The sequence below is a fragment of the Streptomyces sp. NBC_01320 genome (genome assembly GCF_035974375.1).
Lineage (GTDB): Bacteria > Actinomycetota > Actinomycetes > Streptomycetales > Streptomycetaceae > Streptomyces > Streptomyces yanii.
Genome location: NZ_CP108390.1, coordinates 5,421,952 through 5,440,187, shown reverse-complemented (window position 1 = coordinate 5,440,187; position 18,236 = coordinate 5,421,952). Strand labels below are relative to the sequence as shown.

Annotated in this window: 19 protein-coding genes, 3 tRNA genes and 1 pseudogene; 16 read left to right on the top strand and 7 right to left on the bottom strand. The window is 69.2% G+C overall.

What is annotated here, in order from left to right:
• Positions 1–17: 17 nt before the first annotated feature.
• From OG395_RS24610 to OG395_RS24580, 7 genes are all read left to right on the top strand, one after another.
• Positions 18–1,568 (top strand): complex I subunit 4 family protein, encoded by a 1,551-nt coding sequence (locus OG395_RS24610; protein ID WP_327249443.1) that lies wholly within the window; start codon positions 18–20, stop codon positions 1,566–1,568.
• On the top strand, positions 1,565–3,109 hold the full coding sequence (locus tag OG395_RS24605) for an NADH-quinone oxidoreductase subunit N (protein ID WP_327244866.1): 1,545 nt from the start codon (positions 1,565–1,567) through the stop codon (positions 3,107–3,109). The genes OG395_RS24610 and OG395_RS24605 overlap by 4 nt, the downstream gene beginning before the upstream one ends.
• A 104-nt stretch (positions 3,110–3,213) precedes the next feature.
• Positions 3,214–3,675, top strand: coding sequence for a large conductance mechanosensitive channel protein MscL (locus OG395_RS24600; protein WP_327244865.1), 462 nt, complete (start codon positions 3,214–3,216; stop codon positions 3,673–3,675).
• A gap of 213 nt (positions 3,676–3,888) precedes the next feature.
• Positions 3,889–4,752, top strand: a complete 864-nt coding sequence (gene htpX / locus OG395_RS24595) for a zinc metalloprotease HtpX (protein WP_327244864.1) — start codon at positions 3,889–3,891, stop codon at positions 4,750–4,752.
• Positions 4,749–5,141 (top strand): YccF domain-containing protein, encoded by a 393-nt coding sequence (locus tag OG395_RS24590; RefSeq protein WP_266982651.1) that lies wholly within the window; start codon positions 4,749–4,751, stop codon positions 5,139–5,141. Before htpX ends, OG395_RS24590 begins: the two co-directional genes overlap by 4 nt.
• 124 nt (positions 5,142–5,265) lie before the next feature.
• Entirely contained in the window at positions 5,266–5,826 is a 561-nt protein-coding gene (locus tag OG395_RS24585) for an SMI1/KNR4 family protein (protein ID WP_327244863.1), read from the top strand.
• A 99-nt stretch (positions 5,827–5,925) separates the two neighbouring features.
• Positions 5,926–6,198, top strand: coding sequence for a GlsB/YeaQ/YmgE family stress response membrane protein (locus OG395_RS24580; protein WP_327244862.1), 273 nt, complete (start codon positions 5,926–5,928; stop codon positions 6,196–6,198).
• A 16-nt stretch (positions 6,199–6,214) separates the two neighbouring features.
• Here OG395_RS24580 and OG395_RS24575 read toward each other — a convergent pair whose 3' ends face one another.
• From OG395_RS24575 to OG395_RS24565, 3 genes are all read right to left on the bottom strand, one after another.
• Positions 6,215–6,874, bottom strand: coding sequence for an alpha-ketoglutarate-dependent dioxygenase AlkB family protein (locus OG395_RS24575; RefSeq protein WP_327244861.1), 660 nt, complete (start codon positions 6,872–6,874; stop codon positions 6,215–6,217).
• A 61-nt stretch (positions 6,875–6,935) separates the two neighbouring features.
• Positions 6,936–7,445: a methylated-DNA--[protein]-cysteine S-methyltransferase gene (locus OG395_RS24570; RefSeq protein ID WP_327244860.1), complete on the bottom strand. Its 510-nt coding sequence runs from the start codon at positions 7,443–7,445 to the stop codon at positions 6,936–6,938.
• 191 nt (positions 7,446–7,636) lie between these two features.
• Positions 7,637–8,125, bottom strand: a complete 489-nt coding sequence (locus OG395_RS24565; protein ID WP_030926258.1) for a YajQ family cyclic di-GMP-binding protein — start codon at positions 8,123–8,125, stop codon at positions 7,637–7,639.
• Between the two features lie 169 nt (positions 8,126–8,294).
• On the opposite strand from OG395_RS24565, the gene OG395_RS24560 reads away from it, so the two are divergent.
• Positions 8,295–8,376, top strand: a tRNA-Tyr gene (locus tag OG395_RS24560).
• Positions 8,377–8,551: 175 nt separating this feature from the next.
• Here OG395_RS24560 and OG395_RS24555 read toward each other — a convergent pair.
• The 4 genes and pseudogenes from OG395_RS24555 to OG395_RS24540 form a co-directional block, all read right to left on the bottom strand.
• Positions 8,552–8,786: pseudogene (locus tag OG395_RS24555) on the bottom strand (site-specific integrase); the annotation flags it as partial.
• 211 nt (positions 8,787–8,997) lie between these two features.
• Positions 8,998–10,167, bottom strand: a complete 1,170-nt coding sequence (locus OG395_RS24550) for a PP2C family protein-serine/threonine phosphatase (RefSeq protein ID WP_327244859.1) — start codon at positions 10,165–10,167, stop codon at positions 8,998–9,000.
• 748 nt (positions 10,168–10,915) lie between these two features.
• Complete coding sequence (locus tag OG395_RS24545; RefSeq protein WP_327244858.1) at positions 10,916–11,572, bottom strand: SDR family oxidoreductase; 657 nt, start codon at positions 11,570–11,572, stop codon at positions 10,916–10,918.
• 34 nt (positions 11,573–11,606) lie between these two features.
• On the bottom strand, positions 11,607–12,878 hold the full coding sequence (locus OG395_RS24540) for an amidohydrolase family protein (RefSeq protein ID WP_327244857.1): 1,272 nt from the start codon (positions 12,876–12,878) through the stop codon (positions 11,607–11,609).
• A 371-nt stretch (positions 12,879–13,249) separates the two neighbouring features.
• On the opposite strand from OG395_RS24540, the gene OG395_RS24535 reads away from it, so the two are divergent.
• The 8 genes from OG395_RS24535 to OG395_RS24500 all read left to right on the top strand — a co-directional run bounded on the left by OG395_RS24535 (position 13,250) and on the right by OG395_RS24500 (position 18,066).
• Positions 13,250–13,322, top strand: a tRNA-Thr gene (locus tag OG395_RS24535).
• 47 nt (positions 13,323–13,369) lie between these two features.
• A tRNA-Met gene (locus OG395_RS24530) sits at positions 13,370–13,442 on the top strand.
• 85 nt (positions 13,443–13,527) lie between these two features.
• The gene (gene rpmG / locus OG395_RS24525; protein WP_003956487.1) at positions 13,528–13,692 is read left to right on the top strand and encodes a 50S ribosomal protein L33; all 165 of its coding nucleotides are present in this window, start codon (positions 13,528–13,530) and stop codon (positions 13,690–13,692) included.
• Positions 13,693–13,809: 117 nt separating this feature from the next.
• Positions 13,810–14,262, top strand: a complete 453-nt coding sequence (locus OG395_RS24520; RefSeq protein ID WP_327244856.1) for a MaoC family dehydratase N-terminal domain-containing protein — start codon at positions 13,810–13,812, stop codon at positions 14,260–14,262.
• The gene (locus OG395_RS24515) at positions 14,262–14,690 is read left to right on the top strand and encodes a MaoC family dehydratase (protein WP_327244855.1); all 429 of its coding nucleotides are present in this window, start codon (positions 14,262–14,264) and stop codon (positions 14,688–14,690) included. The genes OG395_RS24520 and OG395_RS24515 overlap by 1 nt, the downstream gene beginning before the upstream one ends.
• 156 nt (positions 14,691–14,846) lie before the next feature.
• On the top strand, positions 14,847–15,395 hold the full coding sequence (locus OG395_RS24510; protein ID WP_327244854.1) for a TetR/AcrR family transcriptional regulator: 549 nt from the start codon (positions 14,847–14,849) through the stop codon (positions 15,393–15,395).
• A gap of 91 nt (positions 15,396–15,486) precedes the next feature.
• Positions 15,487–16,917, top strand: a complete 1,431-nt coding sequence (locus OG395_RS24505; protein ID WP_327244853.1) for a DHA2 family efflux MFS transporter permease subunit — start codon at positions 15,487–15,489, stop codon at positions 16,915–16,917.
• 93 nt (positions 16,918–17,010) lie between these two features.
• Positions 17,011–18,066 (top strand): UDP-N-acetylmuramate dehydrogenase, encoded by a 1,056-nt coding sequence (locus OG395_RS24500; protein ID WP_327244852.1) that lies wholly within the window; start codon positions 17,011–17,013, stop codon positions 18,064–18,066.
• The last annotated feature ends 170 nt before the right edge of the window (positions 18,067–18,236 follow it).

Here is an 18,236-nt window from a genome sequence, read left to right as displayed (position 1 = left end):
ATATCAGCGAATCCGTGATGCAGTTCCTTCTCGCGTTCATCGTCGTCGGCCCGCTCATCGGCGCCGTCGCCGCTCTCCTGCCCGCCCCGCCCGGGCTGAAGGGAAAGAGCCCCGACCAGGCGGTGCTCCGCCACGGCGTGACCGTCACCGGCGCGATCCTCATCGCAACGATCGTCCTGGCCCTCGGCTTCGACCACGACCACCCGTCGAAAATGCAGGCCACCACCGACATCAGCTGGATCCCGGCGCTCGACGTCCGCATCCACCTCGGCATCGACGGCATCTCGCTCCCCCTCCTCGTACTGACCGCGCTGCTGACCTTCCTCTGCGCGCTCTACAGCTACTTCAAAATGCCCGAGGGACCCTCCCCGAAGGCCTTCGTCGCACTCGTCCTCGTCCTCGAGTCAGGCACCCTCGCGACCTTCGCCGTCCTCGACCTGCTGCTGTTCTTCCTGGCATTCGAGATGGTCCTCATCCCGATGTACTTCCTCATCGCCCGCTGGGGCGGCGCACAGAAGCAGGCCGCCGCCTGGAAGTTCATCCTCTACACACTGCTCGGCTCAGTGATCATGCTGTTGGGCCTGCTCCTCATCGGACTGAGGAGCGGCACCTTCGACATGGTGGCACTCGCCACTGACAACGGCCGTGGGCTCACATCGTCCGTGCAGGTCATCGCCGTTCTCGCCATCGGTGTCGGACTCGCCGTCAAGACCCCGATGTGGCCGCTGCACAGCTGGCTCCCGGACGCCCACACCGCCGCCCCGACCGTCGGCTCGGTGCTCCTCGCGGGCGTCCTGCTGAAGATGGGCACGTACGGATTCGTCCGCATCCTGCTCCCCATCACCCCTGACGGGATGCAGACCTTCGCGCCCTACCTCGCCGCCTTCGCCGTCGTCGGCATCATCTACGGATCCCTCGCCTGCCTCGCGCTCGCCCGCCCCGGCTCCAAGGGCGACCTCAAGCGCCTGATCGCGTACTCCTCCGTCGGCCACATGGGCTTCGTACTCCTCGGCATCGCGAGCATGACCCCCACCGGCGTCAACGGCGCGCTCTTCGCCAACATCGCCCACGGCCTCATCACCGGCCTGCTGTTCTTCCTGGTCGGCGCAGTCAAGGACCGCTACGGCACCGCCGACCTCGACACCCTTTCCGGCGCCACCGGGGCCGCCCTCTACGGCCGCGCCCCGCGCCTCGGCGGTCTCCTCGCCTTCGCCGCCGTCGCCTCGCTCGGCCTGCCCGGCCTCGCCGGATTCTGGGGTGAGATGCTCGCCCTGTTCGGCGCCTTCGACCCGGCCGACGGCCTCAGCCGCCCCGCCTTCCTCACCTTCATGTCGATCGGCGCGTTCGGCACCCTGCTCACCGCCGCGTACATGCTCATCGTCGTACGCCGTGTCTGCATGGGCGAGAAGCGCGAGGAACCGCACCGCATGGCCGACATCCAGACGTACGAATTCGCCGCCTGGACACCGCTCGCCGCCCTCACCGTCCTCGCCGGCCTGTGGCCCGCCGTCCTCCTCGGCCTCACCGACCCGGCCGTGCAGAAGCTCCTCGCAGGAGGCAAGTCGTGACCACAGCGGCCGAGACCACCAGCCTCGTCCAGTCCGTCGACTGGCTCGCCATCGCGCCCCCCGTCATCGTCGCGACGGTCGCCCTGATCATCCTGGTCGCCGACCTCTTCCTCCCCCAGGAGCGCAAGCCGCTGCTCGGCTGGGCGACCATCGCCGGACTCGTCGCCGCACTCGCCTTCCTCGTCCCTCTGCGCGACGGCGACCACTCCACCTTCTGCCTCACCACCGGCACCGCCACGGCCTGCAGCTACACGGCCGACCACTTCGCCCTGATCATCCAGTTCCTCGTCCTCGGCGGCGCTCTTCTCACCGCGCTGCTCTCCCTCGGCGACACCCGCAAGCTCCCCGCGGGCGAGTTCTGGTTCCTGCTGCTGTCCTCCGCGGCCGGCGCCGCACTCCTGCCCGCCGCCCGCGACCTCGCCACCCTCGTCATCGCCCTCGAAGTCGCCTCCCTGCCCGCCTTCGCCCTCGTCGGCATCAAGCGCGGTGACCGGCGCTCCTCCGAGGCAGCCCTGAAGTTCTTCCTCTCCTCCGTCGTCGCGACCGCCGTCACGCTCCTCGGCGTCAGCTTCGTGTACGCGGCAACCGGCACCCTCCACCTCACGGAACTCGCCACCCGCCTCGACGACGTACCCGGCCGGCTCGACACCCTCGCCCAGGCGGGCGTCGCCCTCACCCTCGTCGGCTTCGCCTTCAAGACAGCCGCCGCACCCTTCCACTTCTGGGTCCCCGACACCTACGTCGGCGCCCCGCTCCCCGTCGCCGCCTACCTCTCGGTCGTCGGCAAAGCAGTCGGCTTCTCCGGGCTCATCCTCGTCACCGTGATCGGATTCCCGTCGTACGCAGACGTCTGGGGCCCCGCACTCGCCGTCGTCGCCGCACTCACCATGACCATCGGCAACGTCGCCGCGCTCCGCCAGACCGCCACCCGCGCCCGCAGCGCTGTACGCCTGCTCGCCTGGTCGTCCATCGCCCAGGCCGGCTACCTCCTGGTGCCGATCGCCTCCGCCGCGTACTCCAGCAACGACCAGATCGGCTCCACCGTCGCGTACGCCCTCATGTACGCCGTCGTGAACCTCGGCGCCTTCGCGGTGGCCGCCCTCGTCTCCCGCACGAGCCCGGACAACCGTCTCTCCGACTACCGCGGCCTGTACGCCACCCGCCCCCTCGCCGCGCTCGCCATGGCCTTCTTCCTGCTCTGCCTCGCCGGACTACCACCAGGCATCGTCGGCCTCTTCGCCAAGGTCACGGTCTTCTCCGCCGCCGTCGACGCGGGCCTCGGCTGGCTCGCCGTCGTCATGGCCGTCAACGTCGTGATCGCGCTCTACTACTACCTCCAGTGGACGGCGGCACTCTTCCGCGCACCGGAAGAGCCCGAGGCGGCGGCGGCCCCGGCAGGCACGGAGGGCACGACACCCACCCTGCGCGTGACCGCACCGACGTCCCTCACCGCCGCGATCGCCCTCACCGCCGCCGTCGGCATCGTGCTCTCCGGAGCCCCGCAGCTCGTGCTCAGGTTCGCCGCGGTCAACCTCTTCTGACCACGCACCGACCGCCCAAGATCGGCTTGCCCCGGCCGGGCCACACAGGGCAGGGTCATGCCCGCACACCACGCATACGTACATACAAAAGAGGAGCCAGGGCAGTGCTCAACGGGTTCAAGGACTTCATCCTGCGCGGAAACGTGATCTCCATGGCGATCGGACTCGCCGTCGGAGCCGCGTTCACCGCAGTCGTCACAGGATTCAGCAACGCATTCATCGTGCCGCTGATCGGAGTCATCACCCGAGGCACCGGAGACTTCGGCAGGGCCACCTTCCAGGTCGAGGGCGTGAAGTTCCCCTACGGACTGTTCGTCAGCGCCTCCATCGCCTTCCTGATCACCGCCGCCGTTCTCTACTTCTGCGTCGTCGTCCCCATGACGAAGGTCCAGAACCGCTTCACGGTCAAGGCCGAGGAGAAGGTCGACATCAAGGCCTCCCTGCGCGACTGCCCCCGCTGCTACACGGCCATCCCGGCCATCGCCTCCCGCTGCGCCCACTGCACCAGCGAGATCAAGCCCGACCCCGAGGCCCTCGCACTCGCCGGACTCCCCGCCCAGCGCTGACCCACCCCTGGCGACCGCCCGCACCGACACCCCGACACCCGTACGGCCCAGTGCCTGCGCCGGCCCGAACAGCCGGACATGCCCTGCCCTCCGGCCGCACGCACAAGGGAACTAGCTCTCCTCGCCTGGCGTTGACCAGTACGGGAGGCTCCACTGGGGAGTGGAGCACCACCCAGCAAGGGTTCCCCTGCTGCACCACTTGGAGGGCGTACCGTGCACCGCCGGCACAACGGGCTGAGAACCGCCGTACTCCTCGGGGGCCTGTCCGCACTCATCATCGTCATCGGCAGTTTCTTCGGACGTACAGGCCTGATCGTCGCGCTCCTCGTAGCCGTCGGCACCAACGCCTACGCCTACTGGAACAGCGACAAACTCGCACTACGGGCCATGCGGGCCCGCCCGGTCAGCGAATTCGAGGCGCCACAGCTCTACCGCATGGTCCGCGAACTCTCCACCACGGCCCGCCAGCCCATGCCACGGCTCTACATCTCCCCGACCCAGGCACCCAACGCCTTCGCCACCGGCCGCAACCCGCGCAACGCCGCAGTGTGCTGCACCGAAGGCATCCTGCAGATCCTGGACGAACGCGAACTGCGAGGCGTCCTCGGCCACGAACTCAGCCATGTCTACAACCGCGACATCCTGATCTCGTCAGTCGCCGGAGCACTCGCCTCCGTCGTCATGTTCCTGGTCAACTTCGCATGGCTGATCCCGGTCGGCCGGTCCAACGACGACGAAGGCCCCGGCATCCTCGGCATGCTGCTGATCATGATCCTCGGCCCGCTCGCCGCCGGCGTCATCCAACTCGCCGTCAGCCGCTCCCGCGAATACGAGGCGGACGCCTCGGGCGTCCAACTGACCGGCGACCCCCTGGCCCTCGCCAGCGCCCTGCGCAAACTGGACGCCGGAACAAAACAGCTCCCCCTGCCCCCCGAGCCGAAGATCGAGACCGCGAGTCACATGATGATCGCGAACCCCTTCCGCCCCGGCCAGGGCATGTCCAAGATGTTCTCCACACACCCGCCGATGGCGGAGCGCATTGCCCGACTTGAGCAGATGGCAGGTCATCGCCCATGAAGACAATCCTGAACGTCATATGGCTGGTCCTGTGCGGATTCTGGATGTTCCTCGGCTACCTGGTCGCCGGCGTCCTGCTGTGCATCACCATCATCGGCATCCCCTTCGGCCTCGCAGCCTTCCGCATCGGCATCTACGCACTGTGGCCCTTCGGCTACACCGTCGTCGACCGCCGCGACGCCGGCGCACCCTCCTGCGTGGGCAACGTCCTCTGGCTGATCCTCGCAGGCTGGTGGCTGGCCCTCGGCCACATCACCACCGGAATCGCCCTCTGCCTCACGATCATCGGCATCCCGCTCGGCATCGCGAACTTCAAGATGCTCCCGGTCTCCCTCATGCCCTTCGGCAAGGAAATCGTCCGCACGGACCAGCCGTTCGCCACCCGATAGGACGACAGCACGACCAGGAGGCAACGGGGAGCCGGGCAGCGCACCCGCCGAAACGGCCGCGTCACGCAGGACGGCACCGGGTCACCCGCCACCGATTGTCAGTGCCGTCCTCCACCATGAACCCATGAACGACACCGAGCAGTTGCTGGCAGCCGTGGAGAAGACAGCGCACACCACCCCACGGTGGGAGAAGTACCCCCTCCCGGCAGCTCTGTCCACTCAGGACATCGCCCAGGCGGAAGCGACCCTCGGCTTCGCACTGCCGCCCCTGCTGACCGCCCTCCACACCCGGATCGCCAACGGCGGCTTCGGCCCCGCATACGGCCTGTTGCCCCTGACCGGCGGCCCCGCCCCCGGCGGCGAGCACTCCGTCGTCGACCAATACCTCGCCCACCGCAGATCCGTGAGCGAGGAAGGGCAGTGGCCGTGGCCGGAAGGCGTTCTGCCGATATGCAGCCTGGGCTGCGGCATGTACAGCTGCGTGGACTGTCGCACCGAGCGCACCACCGTCCTGCTCTTCGAGCCGAACGCCGACGAACCGCAGCACGCCTGGTACATCGACCAGCCCGATCTCGCCACCTGGCTGCGCACATGGCTGGACGGAGCGGGCTGGTACGGGGAGGACGCCGACGACGAAGCAATGGACCACCTGCAGCCCTGGCCGGACTACAACACCCGCATATGAACAGGCTGTGGCCTGCCGCTCATCCCGCTCAATCAGCAACCGTCCGTGCCCACCCGACGTCTTGGGTTCCATAACCAAGTGAAGGGTAGGTTCGGCAGCATGACCATTATCGGTTGGATCATTCTCGGACTGCTTGCCGGAGTCATTGCCAAGGTGCTGCTCCCGGGCCGCGACCCCGGCGGGCTGGTCGGCACGACCCTCATCGGAGTCGTTGGCGCCTTCATCGGTGGCTGGATCTCCTCACGCTTCCTCGACCACCCCATATCCAAGAATTTCTACGACACCGCGACATGGATCGCGGCCATCGGCGGCTCACTGGTCCTGCTCGTCGTCTACCGGCTGCTCTTCGGGAACTCCCGGGACCGCCACTGACATCCCCGTCCGCGCCTCAGACACCCCACCCGGTCTCGCGCAGGGTCAGATTGAGCCGGCCTCTGCTCATGCCCGTTGCGGGATCGGCCGTCCCCGGAAAGACCTTCGGCACACCGTGGAACGCGAAACGTGACTCCCCGCCGAAGACGAACAGGTCACCGGAAGCCAACTCCACATCCGTATAAGGCCGTCCACGGTTCTCCGTGTTGCCGAAGCGGAAGACACACGTATCACCGATGCTGAGCGAGACCACCGGCGCGCCGGACCGCTCCTCCTTGTCCTGGTGCATGCCCATCCTCGCCGCGCCGTCATAAAAATTGATCAGCGCGGTGTCCGGCGCGTACGTCCCGACCGGACTCTCCTCCCCGTACGCCTCGACCAGCGCCGCCCGCCCCAACTCCGCCAGCCAGTCCGGAAAATCGGCGACCCGCGCCCCGTTCACATCATCCGCGGTCCGCGAATACCGGTACGGCTGCCAGTGCCACCCCACACAGACCGTCTGGACGGACATCACCCCGCCGCCCGGCAACGCCGTGTGCCGCAGCGGAACCGGCCCCCGCGCCCACTCCCGGCAGGCCTCGACCAGCGGCCGCTGGCGCTCCACCGGCAACCACTCCGGCACATGCACGGCACCCGGCGCCACGACAGCCCGCGGCCTCGGAAAGAGACCCGCCATTTCGCCCACCGCCCATCCGTACACAGCCGCTCAGCGCGCAACCGCTCGGCACGCAGGTCGCTCAGCGCGCCGCCAGAGCGCCTTCCAGCCCCAGAAGCTGCTCCTTGCGCTCCAGTCCGCCCGCGTAACCCCGCAGGGCCCCGTCCGCCCCGATCACCCGGTGGCACGGGCGCACGATCAGCAGCGGATTGCGGCCGATCGCCGTCCCCACGGCCCGCACGCCCGCCCCGGGTGCGCCGATCCGCTCGGCGATCTGCCCGTAGGACACCGTCTCCCCGTACGGGACGGTGTCCAGCGCGTTCCACACCCGCCGCTGGAACTCCGTGCCCCGACCCTCGGCGTACACGATGTCGAAGCGGGTCAGCCGCCCCTCGAAATACGCCCTCAGCTGCGCGGCGACCCCGGCGAAGGCCCCCGGCGCATGGATCCACCCGTCCTGGACGACCTCGGCGCCCTTCTGGCCCGGCAGGGAGAGCGAGGCGAGCGCCACACCGCCGGCGGCGGCCGGTGATTCCTCGCCGACCAGCAGCAGTTCACCCAGCGGGCTGTCGACGGTCGCGTACATGGTCATGGCCGGTCCCTCTCTTCTCCGTACAGAGCGACGAATCACTCGAATCGCCGTTCCATACGGACAAGTCTGCGACCGCCCGCCACCTGCGACCGGCGGTATTCGGACATCACGTCCGGTGAGGTACGAGGCGGGCCGGTGTGTACCTCCCGGCCTGCCCCACCCGCGCCCGGACGGACGACCGAAAGACGGACCTACCGGTAGTTCACGAACTGCACCGCGAAGTCGAAGTCCTGGCCCTTCAGCAGTGCCTGCACGGCCTGCAGGTCGTCCCGGCTCTTCGAGCTGACCCGCAGCTCGTCGCCCTGAACCTGCGCCTTGACGCCCTTCGGACCCTCATCGCGAATGATCTTCGCCACCTTCTTGGCGTTCTCCTGGGAGATGCCTTCCTCGATCGTGGCGAAGATCTTGTACTCCTTACCGGACAGCTGCGGCTCGCCCGCATCCAGCGACTTGAGCGAGATGCCCCGCTTGATCAGCTTGGACTGGAAGATGTCGAGGATCGCCTTGACCCGCTCCTCGCCGTTCGCCTCCATCAGGATCTTCTCGCCGGACCAGGAGATCGAGGCGCCCGTGCCCTTGAAGTCGTAGCGCTGCGAGATCTCCTTGGCGGCCTGGTTGAGGGCGTTGTCGACCTCCTGCCGCTCGACCTTCGAGACGATGTCGAAACTGGAGTCGGCCATGACGTGTGGCTCCTTGCGTCGAATGCTTGTGGGGTACGACGTAAAGCCTAGCCATCGCCCACCGCCACGAGCACTGATCAATCAGGTGGCGGAGCACCCCACGTCATCAGGTATCGTTTACGTCGTCGCCAAGGAGCACCGCTCAACGGAGTTCTAACGCGTCGTTCGAGGCGGTGTGCCCGAGTGGCCAAAGGGAGCAGACTGTAAATCTGCCGGCTCAGCCTACCCAGGTTCGAACCCTGGCGCCGCCACAGGACGAGAAACCCCCGGCGATCTGCAAAAACAGCAGATCGACGGGGGTTTCTGCATGCTCGGGGCGAGCCCGCCGGAGGTCACCGAAATGGCGGCTTGTCTCACCCAGTACCGCAGGTATCCGCCCCTGATCAGGCCGTGTCCCCCACCCGTCCCCGGGGGACGGGTGGCTACTCACTCCGGTTCGTTCCACTCGCGCAGAGCGGCGTCGATCCGGTGATTCGCTCGCTCCTGCGTCTGCGCGAGCACCTTCGCGTAGACCCGGAACAGCACGGCGATCGTGTGGCCGGCCCGCCGCGCGCACTCCATCGGGTCCACCCCGGAGCTGAGCCAGAAGGAGACGCCCGCGTGGCGAAGGCCATGGGGGGCGTCGGGCGAGCAGCGACGCGTGCTCCTGCTCGCTCAACACGACGGCGTACTGACCAAGGATGCGATCACCAGGTACATACCAGAAGAAACCGAGCAGCCGCCCACCCCCGGCCGGACGGACTACGGGCTGCGTGCCCGATCAGACGGGGGTAACCGGGGAACCACGAGGCCGACGTCGGTGAACTCCACCAGCAGACCATGCGCGCGACGGTCGCGGTCACGGAAGTAGACCTCGCCCAGGCCCTCGGCGGCTATGTCCCACAACTGCTGCCCGCTGACGCCGGCGTGTCGCGCCGAAGGTGGTGGTCCGGATGCGGGATGTGGGCCCGGCGGATGGCGAGGAGGGCGGCGTCGTCGCCGAGGCGTCCGCCGGTGTAGGCGAGCAGGTCGCGTTCGATGTGGTGGAGCAGCGCCTCGGGAGGGCGGTCGGTCCACTGGGCTGCGCGTTCCGCGAACGGGTAGAAGACGCCGTTGTGGTCACGGGCTTCGATGACACCGTCGGTGTACAGGACCAGCGTGTCCCCAGGGCCGAAGGGCAGGACATCGACGACGTGGTCGGCGGGATCCGTGACGCCGACGCCAAGTGGGGGCCCGGGGTGGAGGCGGGGCACGTGGACGGTGTTGTCCGGGCCGAGCAGCAGGGGTGCCGGGTGACCGCAGCTGGTCATGCGGACCAGGGGCTCGGCGTCGGGGATCTCGACCAGAAGGGTGGTCACGAAGCGTTCTCCCGCCTCGCCCTCCGGTTCGAAGTCGGCGAGGTAGCGGGTCATGCTCCGTTCCAGGGAAGCGGCCAGGTCGGGCAGGGAGGCGTGCTGGTGGGCGGCCTCGCGGAAGGCGCCGAGCAGGAGGGCGGCCTCGCCCAGGGCGGGCAGGCCCTTGCCCCGCACGTCGCCGATCATCACGCGGACCGCGCTGCCGGTGCGGGCGGCGGCATACAGGTCGCCGCCGATATCGGCCTCCTCCTCGGCAGCCAGATAAACACAGGCGAGCCGCAGCGGGCCGAGCCGGCTCGGCAGCGGCCACATCAGCACCTGCTGGGCGGCCTCGGCGACCGACCGGACCTGAGCCATCTGGCGTACGTGCCGGTCGCGCACCGCACACAGGAACACGATCAACGAGGTGATCACCGCGATAGCGATCATCTCCACCACCACGTTCCGCGAAGTCAGCGTTCCGGTGTGCCAGCCGCCGACCGCCTCGCCCGCCAGGGCCAGGACCCCGATGCCGCCCGTCGTCCAGGGGCCCGCGAACCACGCGGTGAGCGTGGGCGCGACCACCAGCAGGGGACCGAGAACGATGTTTGGCCCACTCGCGATGTCCGAGGCGGTGATCACAACGATGAGCGCAACAGGGATCAGCAGCAGCAGCTGGCTCGGCTGCCACGGCTGCCCGATACCCACACGTCCCTGCCTGGAGCCCACGCCTTCCACACTGCACCGCTACGGATCGCCCCGCGAGTCGCAGGAGACGGTGACGGCAGCAACCACGCAGGCGCGGCCTCAGGGGTGGACCGTGAGCGGTGTCCGGCCTTCCGAGCTGCTCGAACCCAGCGGGCTCAATGCGCCCTCCGGAGCCGTTGCGACAGCGGCAGTGACGGCAGTCCTGACGGCAACGAGGCCGGACGGCAGCGGATCCGCGCGACCGTGAGCGGAGCCTGCCACAATTGCTGCGGCACGTGCTCCGAGCGTTCCATGCTGCGCCGAGCCGGTCCGGCCCCGTGGGGATCCGCCGGCGCGCAGTACGGTCCGGTGGGTGCCGAGAGAGGGTCTCCAGCCGATCGGCCGGAGACCGGCCGGGGTTGACAGTTTTCTGCCGCTGGGGGGGCTCGTCCGCGGTGAGCGCCGTCAGTGACGTCCGGTCCCCGTGGGCGTCGATCGTCGCCTGTCCGATGTCGGCGACGAGGCTGCTCAGTCGGCCCACCCGTTGCGCGAGTTGGCGCCCGGTCAGCTGCTCACCGGTGTCCTCGCGCGGCACGGCAGGTGGCTGTGCTGATCAGGGCTGTTGAGCGACGCATGGGTCCTCCTCCCGGCGGGGCTTACGAGCCGTCGGGAGGATCAACGATGCGGGCGGCGGATGGGCACCCGTTCGGCCGTGGAACCTCGTACGAGGGGGAGCGAGGGAGAGCGGGGGAGGGGCGTGTCGGGCTCCGTGCTCCTCCCCGTCGCCCGCTCAGTTCCCCGCGACGTCCTTGATCGCCACCGTCAGCGGCACGTTCCCCGAGATCAGTTCCAGGGTCAGTCCCGCTGTCGCCGGGGTGTCCAGCAGTTCGAGCAGCGTCGCCGCCACGTCGTCGCGCGGTACCGTTCCGCGCCCCGTCGAGGCTGCCATCAGAACCTGCCCGTTGCCCGCGTCGTTGGTGAGCATTCCGGGGCGCAGGATCGTCCAGTCGAGTGCGGTCCTGGAGCGCACGTAGGCGTCGGCGGCGCCCTTGGCCCGCAGGTACACGTCGAAGACCTCGTCGCCCGGGTGGTCCGGATCGGCGCCCATGGAGGAGACCACGACGCAGCGCCGTACGCCCGCCCGTTCCGCCGCGTCCGCGAACAGCACTGCCGCGCCGCGGTCCACCGTGTCCTTGCGGGCCGTACCGCTGTTCGGGCCCGCGCCGGCCGCGAAGACCGTCGCGTCGGCGCCGCGCAGCACCTCGGCCACGTCCTCCACGGAGGCCGATTCTAGGTCCAGGACGACCGGTTCGGCGCCTGCCGACCGGAGGTCCTCGCCCTGTTCCGGGTTGCGGATGATGCCGACCGCTTCATCTCCGCGCGCAGCGAGCAGCCGTTCCAGCCGCAGCGCGATCTGACCATGTCCACCTGCGATGACAATGCGCATAGTCACGACCGTACGCCGCGGCGCGCCGCCCTGCTCAGGACCCGCCGCCCGGCCCGGGGTCGGGGCGGGCCTGGCGGGGCAGATCGAGTGCGACGACGGTCTCGGAGTCGCAGTACTCGCGGACCGCGCTGGTGCGGGCCACCACGCGTCCGCGGTGCACGATGATCCGGCTGTACGCCAGTGAGAGCGCGCCGGAGAGCTGTTCGCCCCGTACGGCGAGGAGTTCGGCGGGGAAGCCTGCCTCGACGCGGATCTCGGGCAGTCCCATGGCCTTTCTGGCGGCCGTGGAGACGGCGTCGTATGCGTCCTCGGGGCGGAGGCCGCTCTGTGAGGCGAGCAGGTAGGCGGCCTCCAGCGGGTCTCCGCGGCCCACGGGGTTCGCGACGTCGCGCAGTGCCCCGCTGCCTGCCGCTACGCGCACGCCGGCGGCGCGCAGCAGTCGTACGGGGGCGGTGCCCCTGCGTTCGGCGCCGCAGCAGCCGCCCTGGGGGAGGCAGATCACGGTCACGTCGGCGGCGGCGAGCTGGTCGGCGGTGCGGGTCGCGGTTTCCGGGGGGAGCCGGTCGAGGCCGGCGCACGGCCCTATGGAAACGCCGGGCCGGTGTCCGGCGGCCATGGCGACGAGCCGGGCGAGGCGGGCGGGGTCGTCGCCGTCCATGTGCAGGTCGACGGGGCAGTGGTGTTCGGCGGCGATCTCCAGGACGGCTTCGGTGTATCCGGCCGGGTCGGGGTCGAGCTCGGGGCAGCCGCCGATCACGCCGGCTCCTGTTTTCACCGCGTCGCGCAGCATGGCGAGGCTGTCGGCGCCTGCGATTCCGGTGAGCAGGCGGGGAACGGCGACCGGGGTCAGTTCGGTGAGTCCGTGCAGGGAGCGGCCGGCCTGGAGTACTGCTTCGAGGCCGGCGAGTCCGGTGACGTCCCCGATCCGTACATGTGAGCGCAGGGCGGTGGCACCGTGGCCGAGTTGCAGCAGGGCGGCTTCGGTGGCGCGGCGCTGGATGTCCTCGGGGTGGTGCGAGGCGGGTCCGGAGCTGTCGGGGCCGGTGCTGTCCGCGGTGAGTGCGGTGTCGCTGTGGGCGTGGGGTTCTGCGGGGGCGGGGAGCAGGAGATAGCCGCGCAGGTCGATGCGGGGGCCGGGGGCGGTCAGGCTGCCCGTGGTGCCGACGGCCTCGATGCGGCCGCGGCCGAGCCGTACGTCGACGATGCGGCCGTCGGTGAGCCGGGCGCCGCACAGGATCAGGGCGTTGGCTTCGGTGGCGGCGTCGGCGGCGTGGTCGTCGGGCTGCCGCGGCCGGCTGTCGGGCATCGCGCTCCTGGGAGGGGTGCAAGATCACGCAGAGTGAGTCGAGCCTAGGGGCGTGTTCGTCCCGGTTCGAGGAGGAGGGAAATAGTCGTACCGGTGTGGCCTCGTGAGCTGTGCGCGGCGGGTGGGAGGGGCCGGCGCGGTGGCTGTTCCTGGGCCGGCCGGGCGTGGCTCATGGGGTGGGTCGGGTTGCCGGTCACGTTGCTGATCAGGCGGCGGTTCCGGCCGCCGGTCGGGCTCCCGGCCGGGTCGGCTGCCGGTCGTGGATCGGGGGTCGGTCGGGGGATCGGGGCGGGGCCGGTCATCGCTGGGGAGGGGGGCTCCGAAACGGATTTGGGCGATCGGCGGAGGACCGTGTAATGTCTTCATCGCTCGCCCCAATAGCTCAGTCGGTAGAGCGTCTCCATGGTAAGGAGAAGGTCTACGGTTCGATTCCGTATTGGGGCTCTGGTGATCGGAGAACCCCGCCTCGCGGCGGGGGGATCCGTCATCAAAGCGGTGTAGCTCAGTCGGTAGAGCAAGCGGCTCATAATCGCTGTGTCACCGGTTCAAGTCCGGTCACCGCTACTTACGGTAGCCGATTGTGGGGTCGGTCCTTCGATCGGCTACTCTTTTTTGCGTTCATCCGTCCATCCGTCCAAGGAGCACTCACGTGGCTGCCACCGACGTCCGCCCGAAGATCACGCTGGCCTGCGTGGAGTGCAAGGAGCGGAACTACATCACCAAGAAGAACCGGCGTAACAACCCGGACCGTCTTGAGATGAAGAAGCACTGCCCGCGCTGCAACTCGCACACTGCGCACCGCGAAACCCGCTGAATCAGGCTCGTACACGAGGCCGTCCCCACTGGGGGCGGCCTCGTGTCGTTGTATAGGACTGTCCCGTACAGGGTTGTTCATCGGCCTTTTCGTCTTTCATCAGGAGGTAGCGAGCCCATGGCGCTCGACCAGTCCTTCGTCGGGCGGACTTATCCGCCCACCGCGCCGTACGAGGTCGGCCGGGAGAAGATCCGTGAGTTCGCCGAGGCGGTGGGGGACACCAATCCCGCGTACGTCGATCCGGCGGCCGCCCGGGCGCTCGGACATTCCGATGTGATCGCGCCGCCCACCTTTGTCTTCTCGATCACTTTCAAGGCTGCGGGGCAGGTGGTGCAGGACCCGCAGCTGGGCCTGGACTACAGCCGTGTGGTGCATGGTGACCAGAAGTTCGTGTACGTGCGTCCGGTGCGGGCGGGCGACCGGCTGACGGTCACTTCGACGATCGAGGGCGTCAAGTCCATGGCGGGCAACGACATTCTCGACATCCGTGGTGAGGTCCATGACGAGGCCGGCGAGCATGTCGTGACCGCGTGGACGAAGCTGGTGGCGCGCGCCGCCGAGGAGGCGTGATGACGGCGAAGGTGAGTTACGCATCGGTCGAGGTCGGTACGGAGTTGCCGGCGCAGTCCTTCCGGGTGACCCGCGCGACGCTGGTGCAGTACGCGGGCGCCTCCGGTGACTTCAACCCGATCCACTGGAACGAGAAGTTCGCCCTCGAGGTCGGGCTGCCGGATGTGATCGCGCACGGCATGTTCACCATGGCCGAGGCGGTCCGGGTGGTCACGGACTGGGTCGGTGACCCGGGTGCGGTCGTCGAGTACGGGGTGCGGTTCACCAAGCCGGTCGTCGTGCCGAACGACGACAAGGGTGCGCTGATCGAGGTCAGTGCCAAGGTGGCGGCCCTGCTGGACGACAAGCAGGTACGGGTGGACCTGACGGCGATGAGCGAGGGCAAGAAGGTGCTGGGGATGTCCCGCGCCGTTGTGCGGCTCGCCTGAGCCGTCGTCGAGCCACGTTCATGAGTGAGGGGCACTCTCCGCCGGGGGGTGCCCCTCACCCGTACTCGCGAGGCCCTCGCGTCATGTTCCGGAGCGGCTGTCCCGTACCGCTTGACCAAGTTAGTGATTGAGTACTAACTTATTTGCATGGTCAGGATGAGTGCAGAGGAGCGGCGCGAGAGTGTCATCCGCGCGGCGATCGCCGAGTTCGCCCGCGGTGGGTACAACGCCACCTCCACGGAGGCGATCGCCAAGCGGGTCGGCGTGTCGCAGCCGTATCTCTTCCGTCTCTTCCCCAGTAAGCGGGCCATGTTCCTCGCCGCCTCCGACCGCTGCCTGGCGGACACCCGGAAGGTCTTCGCCGAGGCCGGCGAGGGCCTGGAGGGGCAGGAGGCGCTCCTGGCCATGGCGGCGGCGTATCAGCGCCTCATCGTCGACGACCCCGACAAACTGCTGATGCAGATGCAGATGTACGCGGCGGTCGCGGCGGCCGAGGCCTCCGGGGACCACGAGTTCGGTGAGTCGGCTCGGGCCGGCTGGCTGCAGATGTGGGACGAGATCCACCTCGCGCTCGGCGCCGATCCCGGCGGGACCACGACCTTCCTCGCGTACGGCATGCTCGTCAACACCCTGGCCTCGCTCGGCTTCCCGGCCGGTCACCGTGTCTGGTCCGGTTTCTATCCCTCGGTGCAGCCGAAGGCCTGAGCGGCCGGCCGCTCGAACAGTGCGACCCGGGTTCGGCCCGGTTCTCTGCCCATGAAAGTTAGTCATTAATAACTAACCCCCAGGGGGAGCAGTGAATCAGCACACGACAGGCCGCTCAGGAGCGGTCTGGGCCCTCGTCATCACCAGCGTCGCCGGTTTCATGGCGGCCCTCGACAATCTCGTCGTCACCACCGCCCTGCCCTCCATTCGCAAGAGTCTCGGCGGCGAGCTGGCGGAGCTCGAGTGGACGGTGAACGCGTACACCCTGACCTTCGCCGTCCTGCTGATGCTCGGTGCCGCTCTCGGCGACCGGTTCGGCCGGCGGCGGCTCTTCCTCGCCGGGCTCACCGTCTTCACCGGCGCCTCCGCCGCGGCGGCCCTGTCGTCCGGGATCAACGAGCTGATCGCCTTCAGGGCCGTCCAGGGCGTCGGCGCGGCGATCATGATGCCACTGACGCTCACCCTGCTCACGGCCGCCGTGCCGGCCGCCCGCCGCGGCATGGTTCTCGGGATCTTCAGCGCCGTCACCGGACTCGCCGTGGCCAGTGGCCCGCTGATCGGCGGCAGTCTGACCGAGCACATCTCCTGGCAGTGGATCTTCTGGTTGAACGTGCCGGTCGGCCTGGTCCTGCTGCCGCTGGCCCGGCTGCGCCTGGCGGAGTCGTACGCCCCGAACGCCCGGCTCGATATCCCCGGCACGCTCCTCGTCAGCGGAGGTCTCTTCGGCATCGTCTACGGGCTGGTCAACGCCAACGCCGACGGCTGGACCAGCGCCACGGTCCTGACCGGACTGATCGCGGGTTCCGCGCTGATGGGCGGCTTCGTCCACCACGGCTTCCGGGCGAAGCACCCGATGCTGCCGATGCGGCTCTTCCGCAACCGCGGGTTCTTCGGGATCAACATGGCCGGCCTGCTGATGTTCCTCGGGATGTTCGGATCGATCTTCCTGCTCAGCCAGTACCTCCAGGGCGTGCTGGGCTACTCGCCGACCGAGGCCGGGCTGCGCATGCTGCCCTGGACCGGCATGCCGATGCTGGTCGCTCCGATTGCCGGGTATCTCTCCGACCGGTTCGGCGGGCGCCCGGTCGTCGTGACCGGTCTCGCGCTCCAGGCCGTCGGGCTGGCCCTCTTCGCCATGGTCATCGCCCCCGACGCCTCGTACACCGCGCAGCTGCCCGCCCTGATGATCGGCGGTGCCGGCATGGCGCTCTACTTCGCGCCGGCCGCCAGCCTCGTCATGTCGAGTGTCCGGCCCGCCGAGCAGGGCATCGCCTCCGGCGCCAACAACGCCCTGCGTGAGGTCGGCGGCGCCCTCGGGGTCGCGGTGCTCGCCTCGGTCTTCTCCGCGCAGGGCGGTTACGGCTCCGCGCAGTCCTTCACGGACGGGACCGTCCCGGCGGTCTGGATCGGGGCCGGTTTCGTGGCTCTCGCCGCGCTCGTGGCACTGCTGATCCCGGGCCGCCGCCCCGCGCCGGCGGCGGAGCCGGAGCCGGCCGTGGAGCGGGCCGCCGTCGCCGCCTGATCCGTGGCCCGGTCCCGTCCGACCCGGCTGCCCTGTGTGCACGGTCCGTGGCCCCGCCCGAGCGGTGGCGCCGCGGACCGTACTCTTGTCCCCGTGCAGGAACTCCACGACGCCCCCCTCGCCCCCCTGACCACCTTCCGGCTCGGCGGCCCCGCGGCCCGCCTCCTCACGGCGACGACGGACGCCGAGGTGGTCGCAGCCGTGCGTGAGGCCGACGAGGACGGCACTCCGCTCCTCGTCGTCGGCGGCGGCAGCAACCTGGTCATCGGCGACAAGGGCTTCGACGGCACCGCCCTGCGCATCGCGACCAAGGGCTTCGCGCTCTCCGGTACGACGCTGGAACTGGCTGCCGGAGAGATCTGGACGGATGCCGTCGCCCGCACGGTCGAAGCCGGTCTCGCGGGCATCGAATGCCTGGCCGGAATCCCCGGCTCGGCGGGTGCGACGCCGATCCAGAACGTCGGTGCGTACGGCCAGGAGGTCGCCTCGACCATCACGCAGGTCGTCGCCTACGACCGGTACACCCGCGAAACGGTCACGATCCCGAATGCCGAGTGCGCATTCTCGTACCGTCACAGCCGCTTCAAGGCCGAACCCGACCGCTTCGTGGTGCTGCGTGTCCGTTTCGAGCTGGAAGACGCGGGAGGTCTCTCCGCGCCCATCAAATACCCCGAAACGGCCCGTGCCATGGGTGTCGAACAGGGCGACCGGGTGCCCGCGGCGGCCGCCCGTGAGACCGTGCTGCGGCTCCGGGCCGGCAAGGGCATGGTGCTCGACCCGGAGGACCACGACACCTGGTCGGCGGGGTCCTTCTTCACCAACCCGATCCTCGACGGTGCCCAGTACGAGGCGTTCCTCGCCCGTGCCAAGGACCGGCTCGGCCCCGAGGTGACGCCCCCCGCCTTCCCCGCGGACGGGGGACGCACCAAGACCTCGGCGGCCTGGCTCATCGACCGGGCCGGTTTCACCAAGGGGTACGGATCCGGGCCCGCCCGCATCTCCACCAAGCACACGCTCGCCCTCACCAACCGCGGCGGGGCGACCACCGAGGACCTGCTCGCGCTCGCCCGCGAGGTCGTCGCGGGCGTTCACGACGCCTTCGGCGTCACGCTCGTCAACGAACCGGTGACGGTCGGCGTCACCCTCTGAGAGCCTGGCGGGTGACCTTCGATCGGATAGCGGACGCGGTCTGGTGCGTGCGATTCCAAGGCGGCGGGATGTCCTCGTAGCGGAGCTACTAGGACATTTCGGCAACGCGGGAAGCGTGCGTGCCAGGGCGTGGCCGCCCGATCAGAGGTCACCCGACAGGCTCTGAGGCG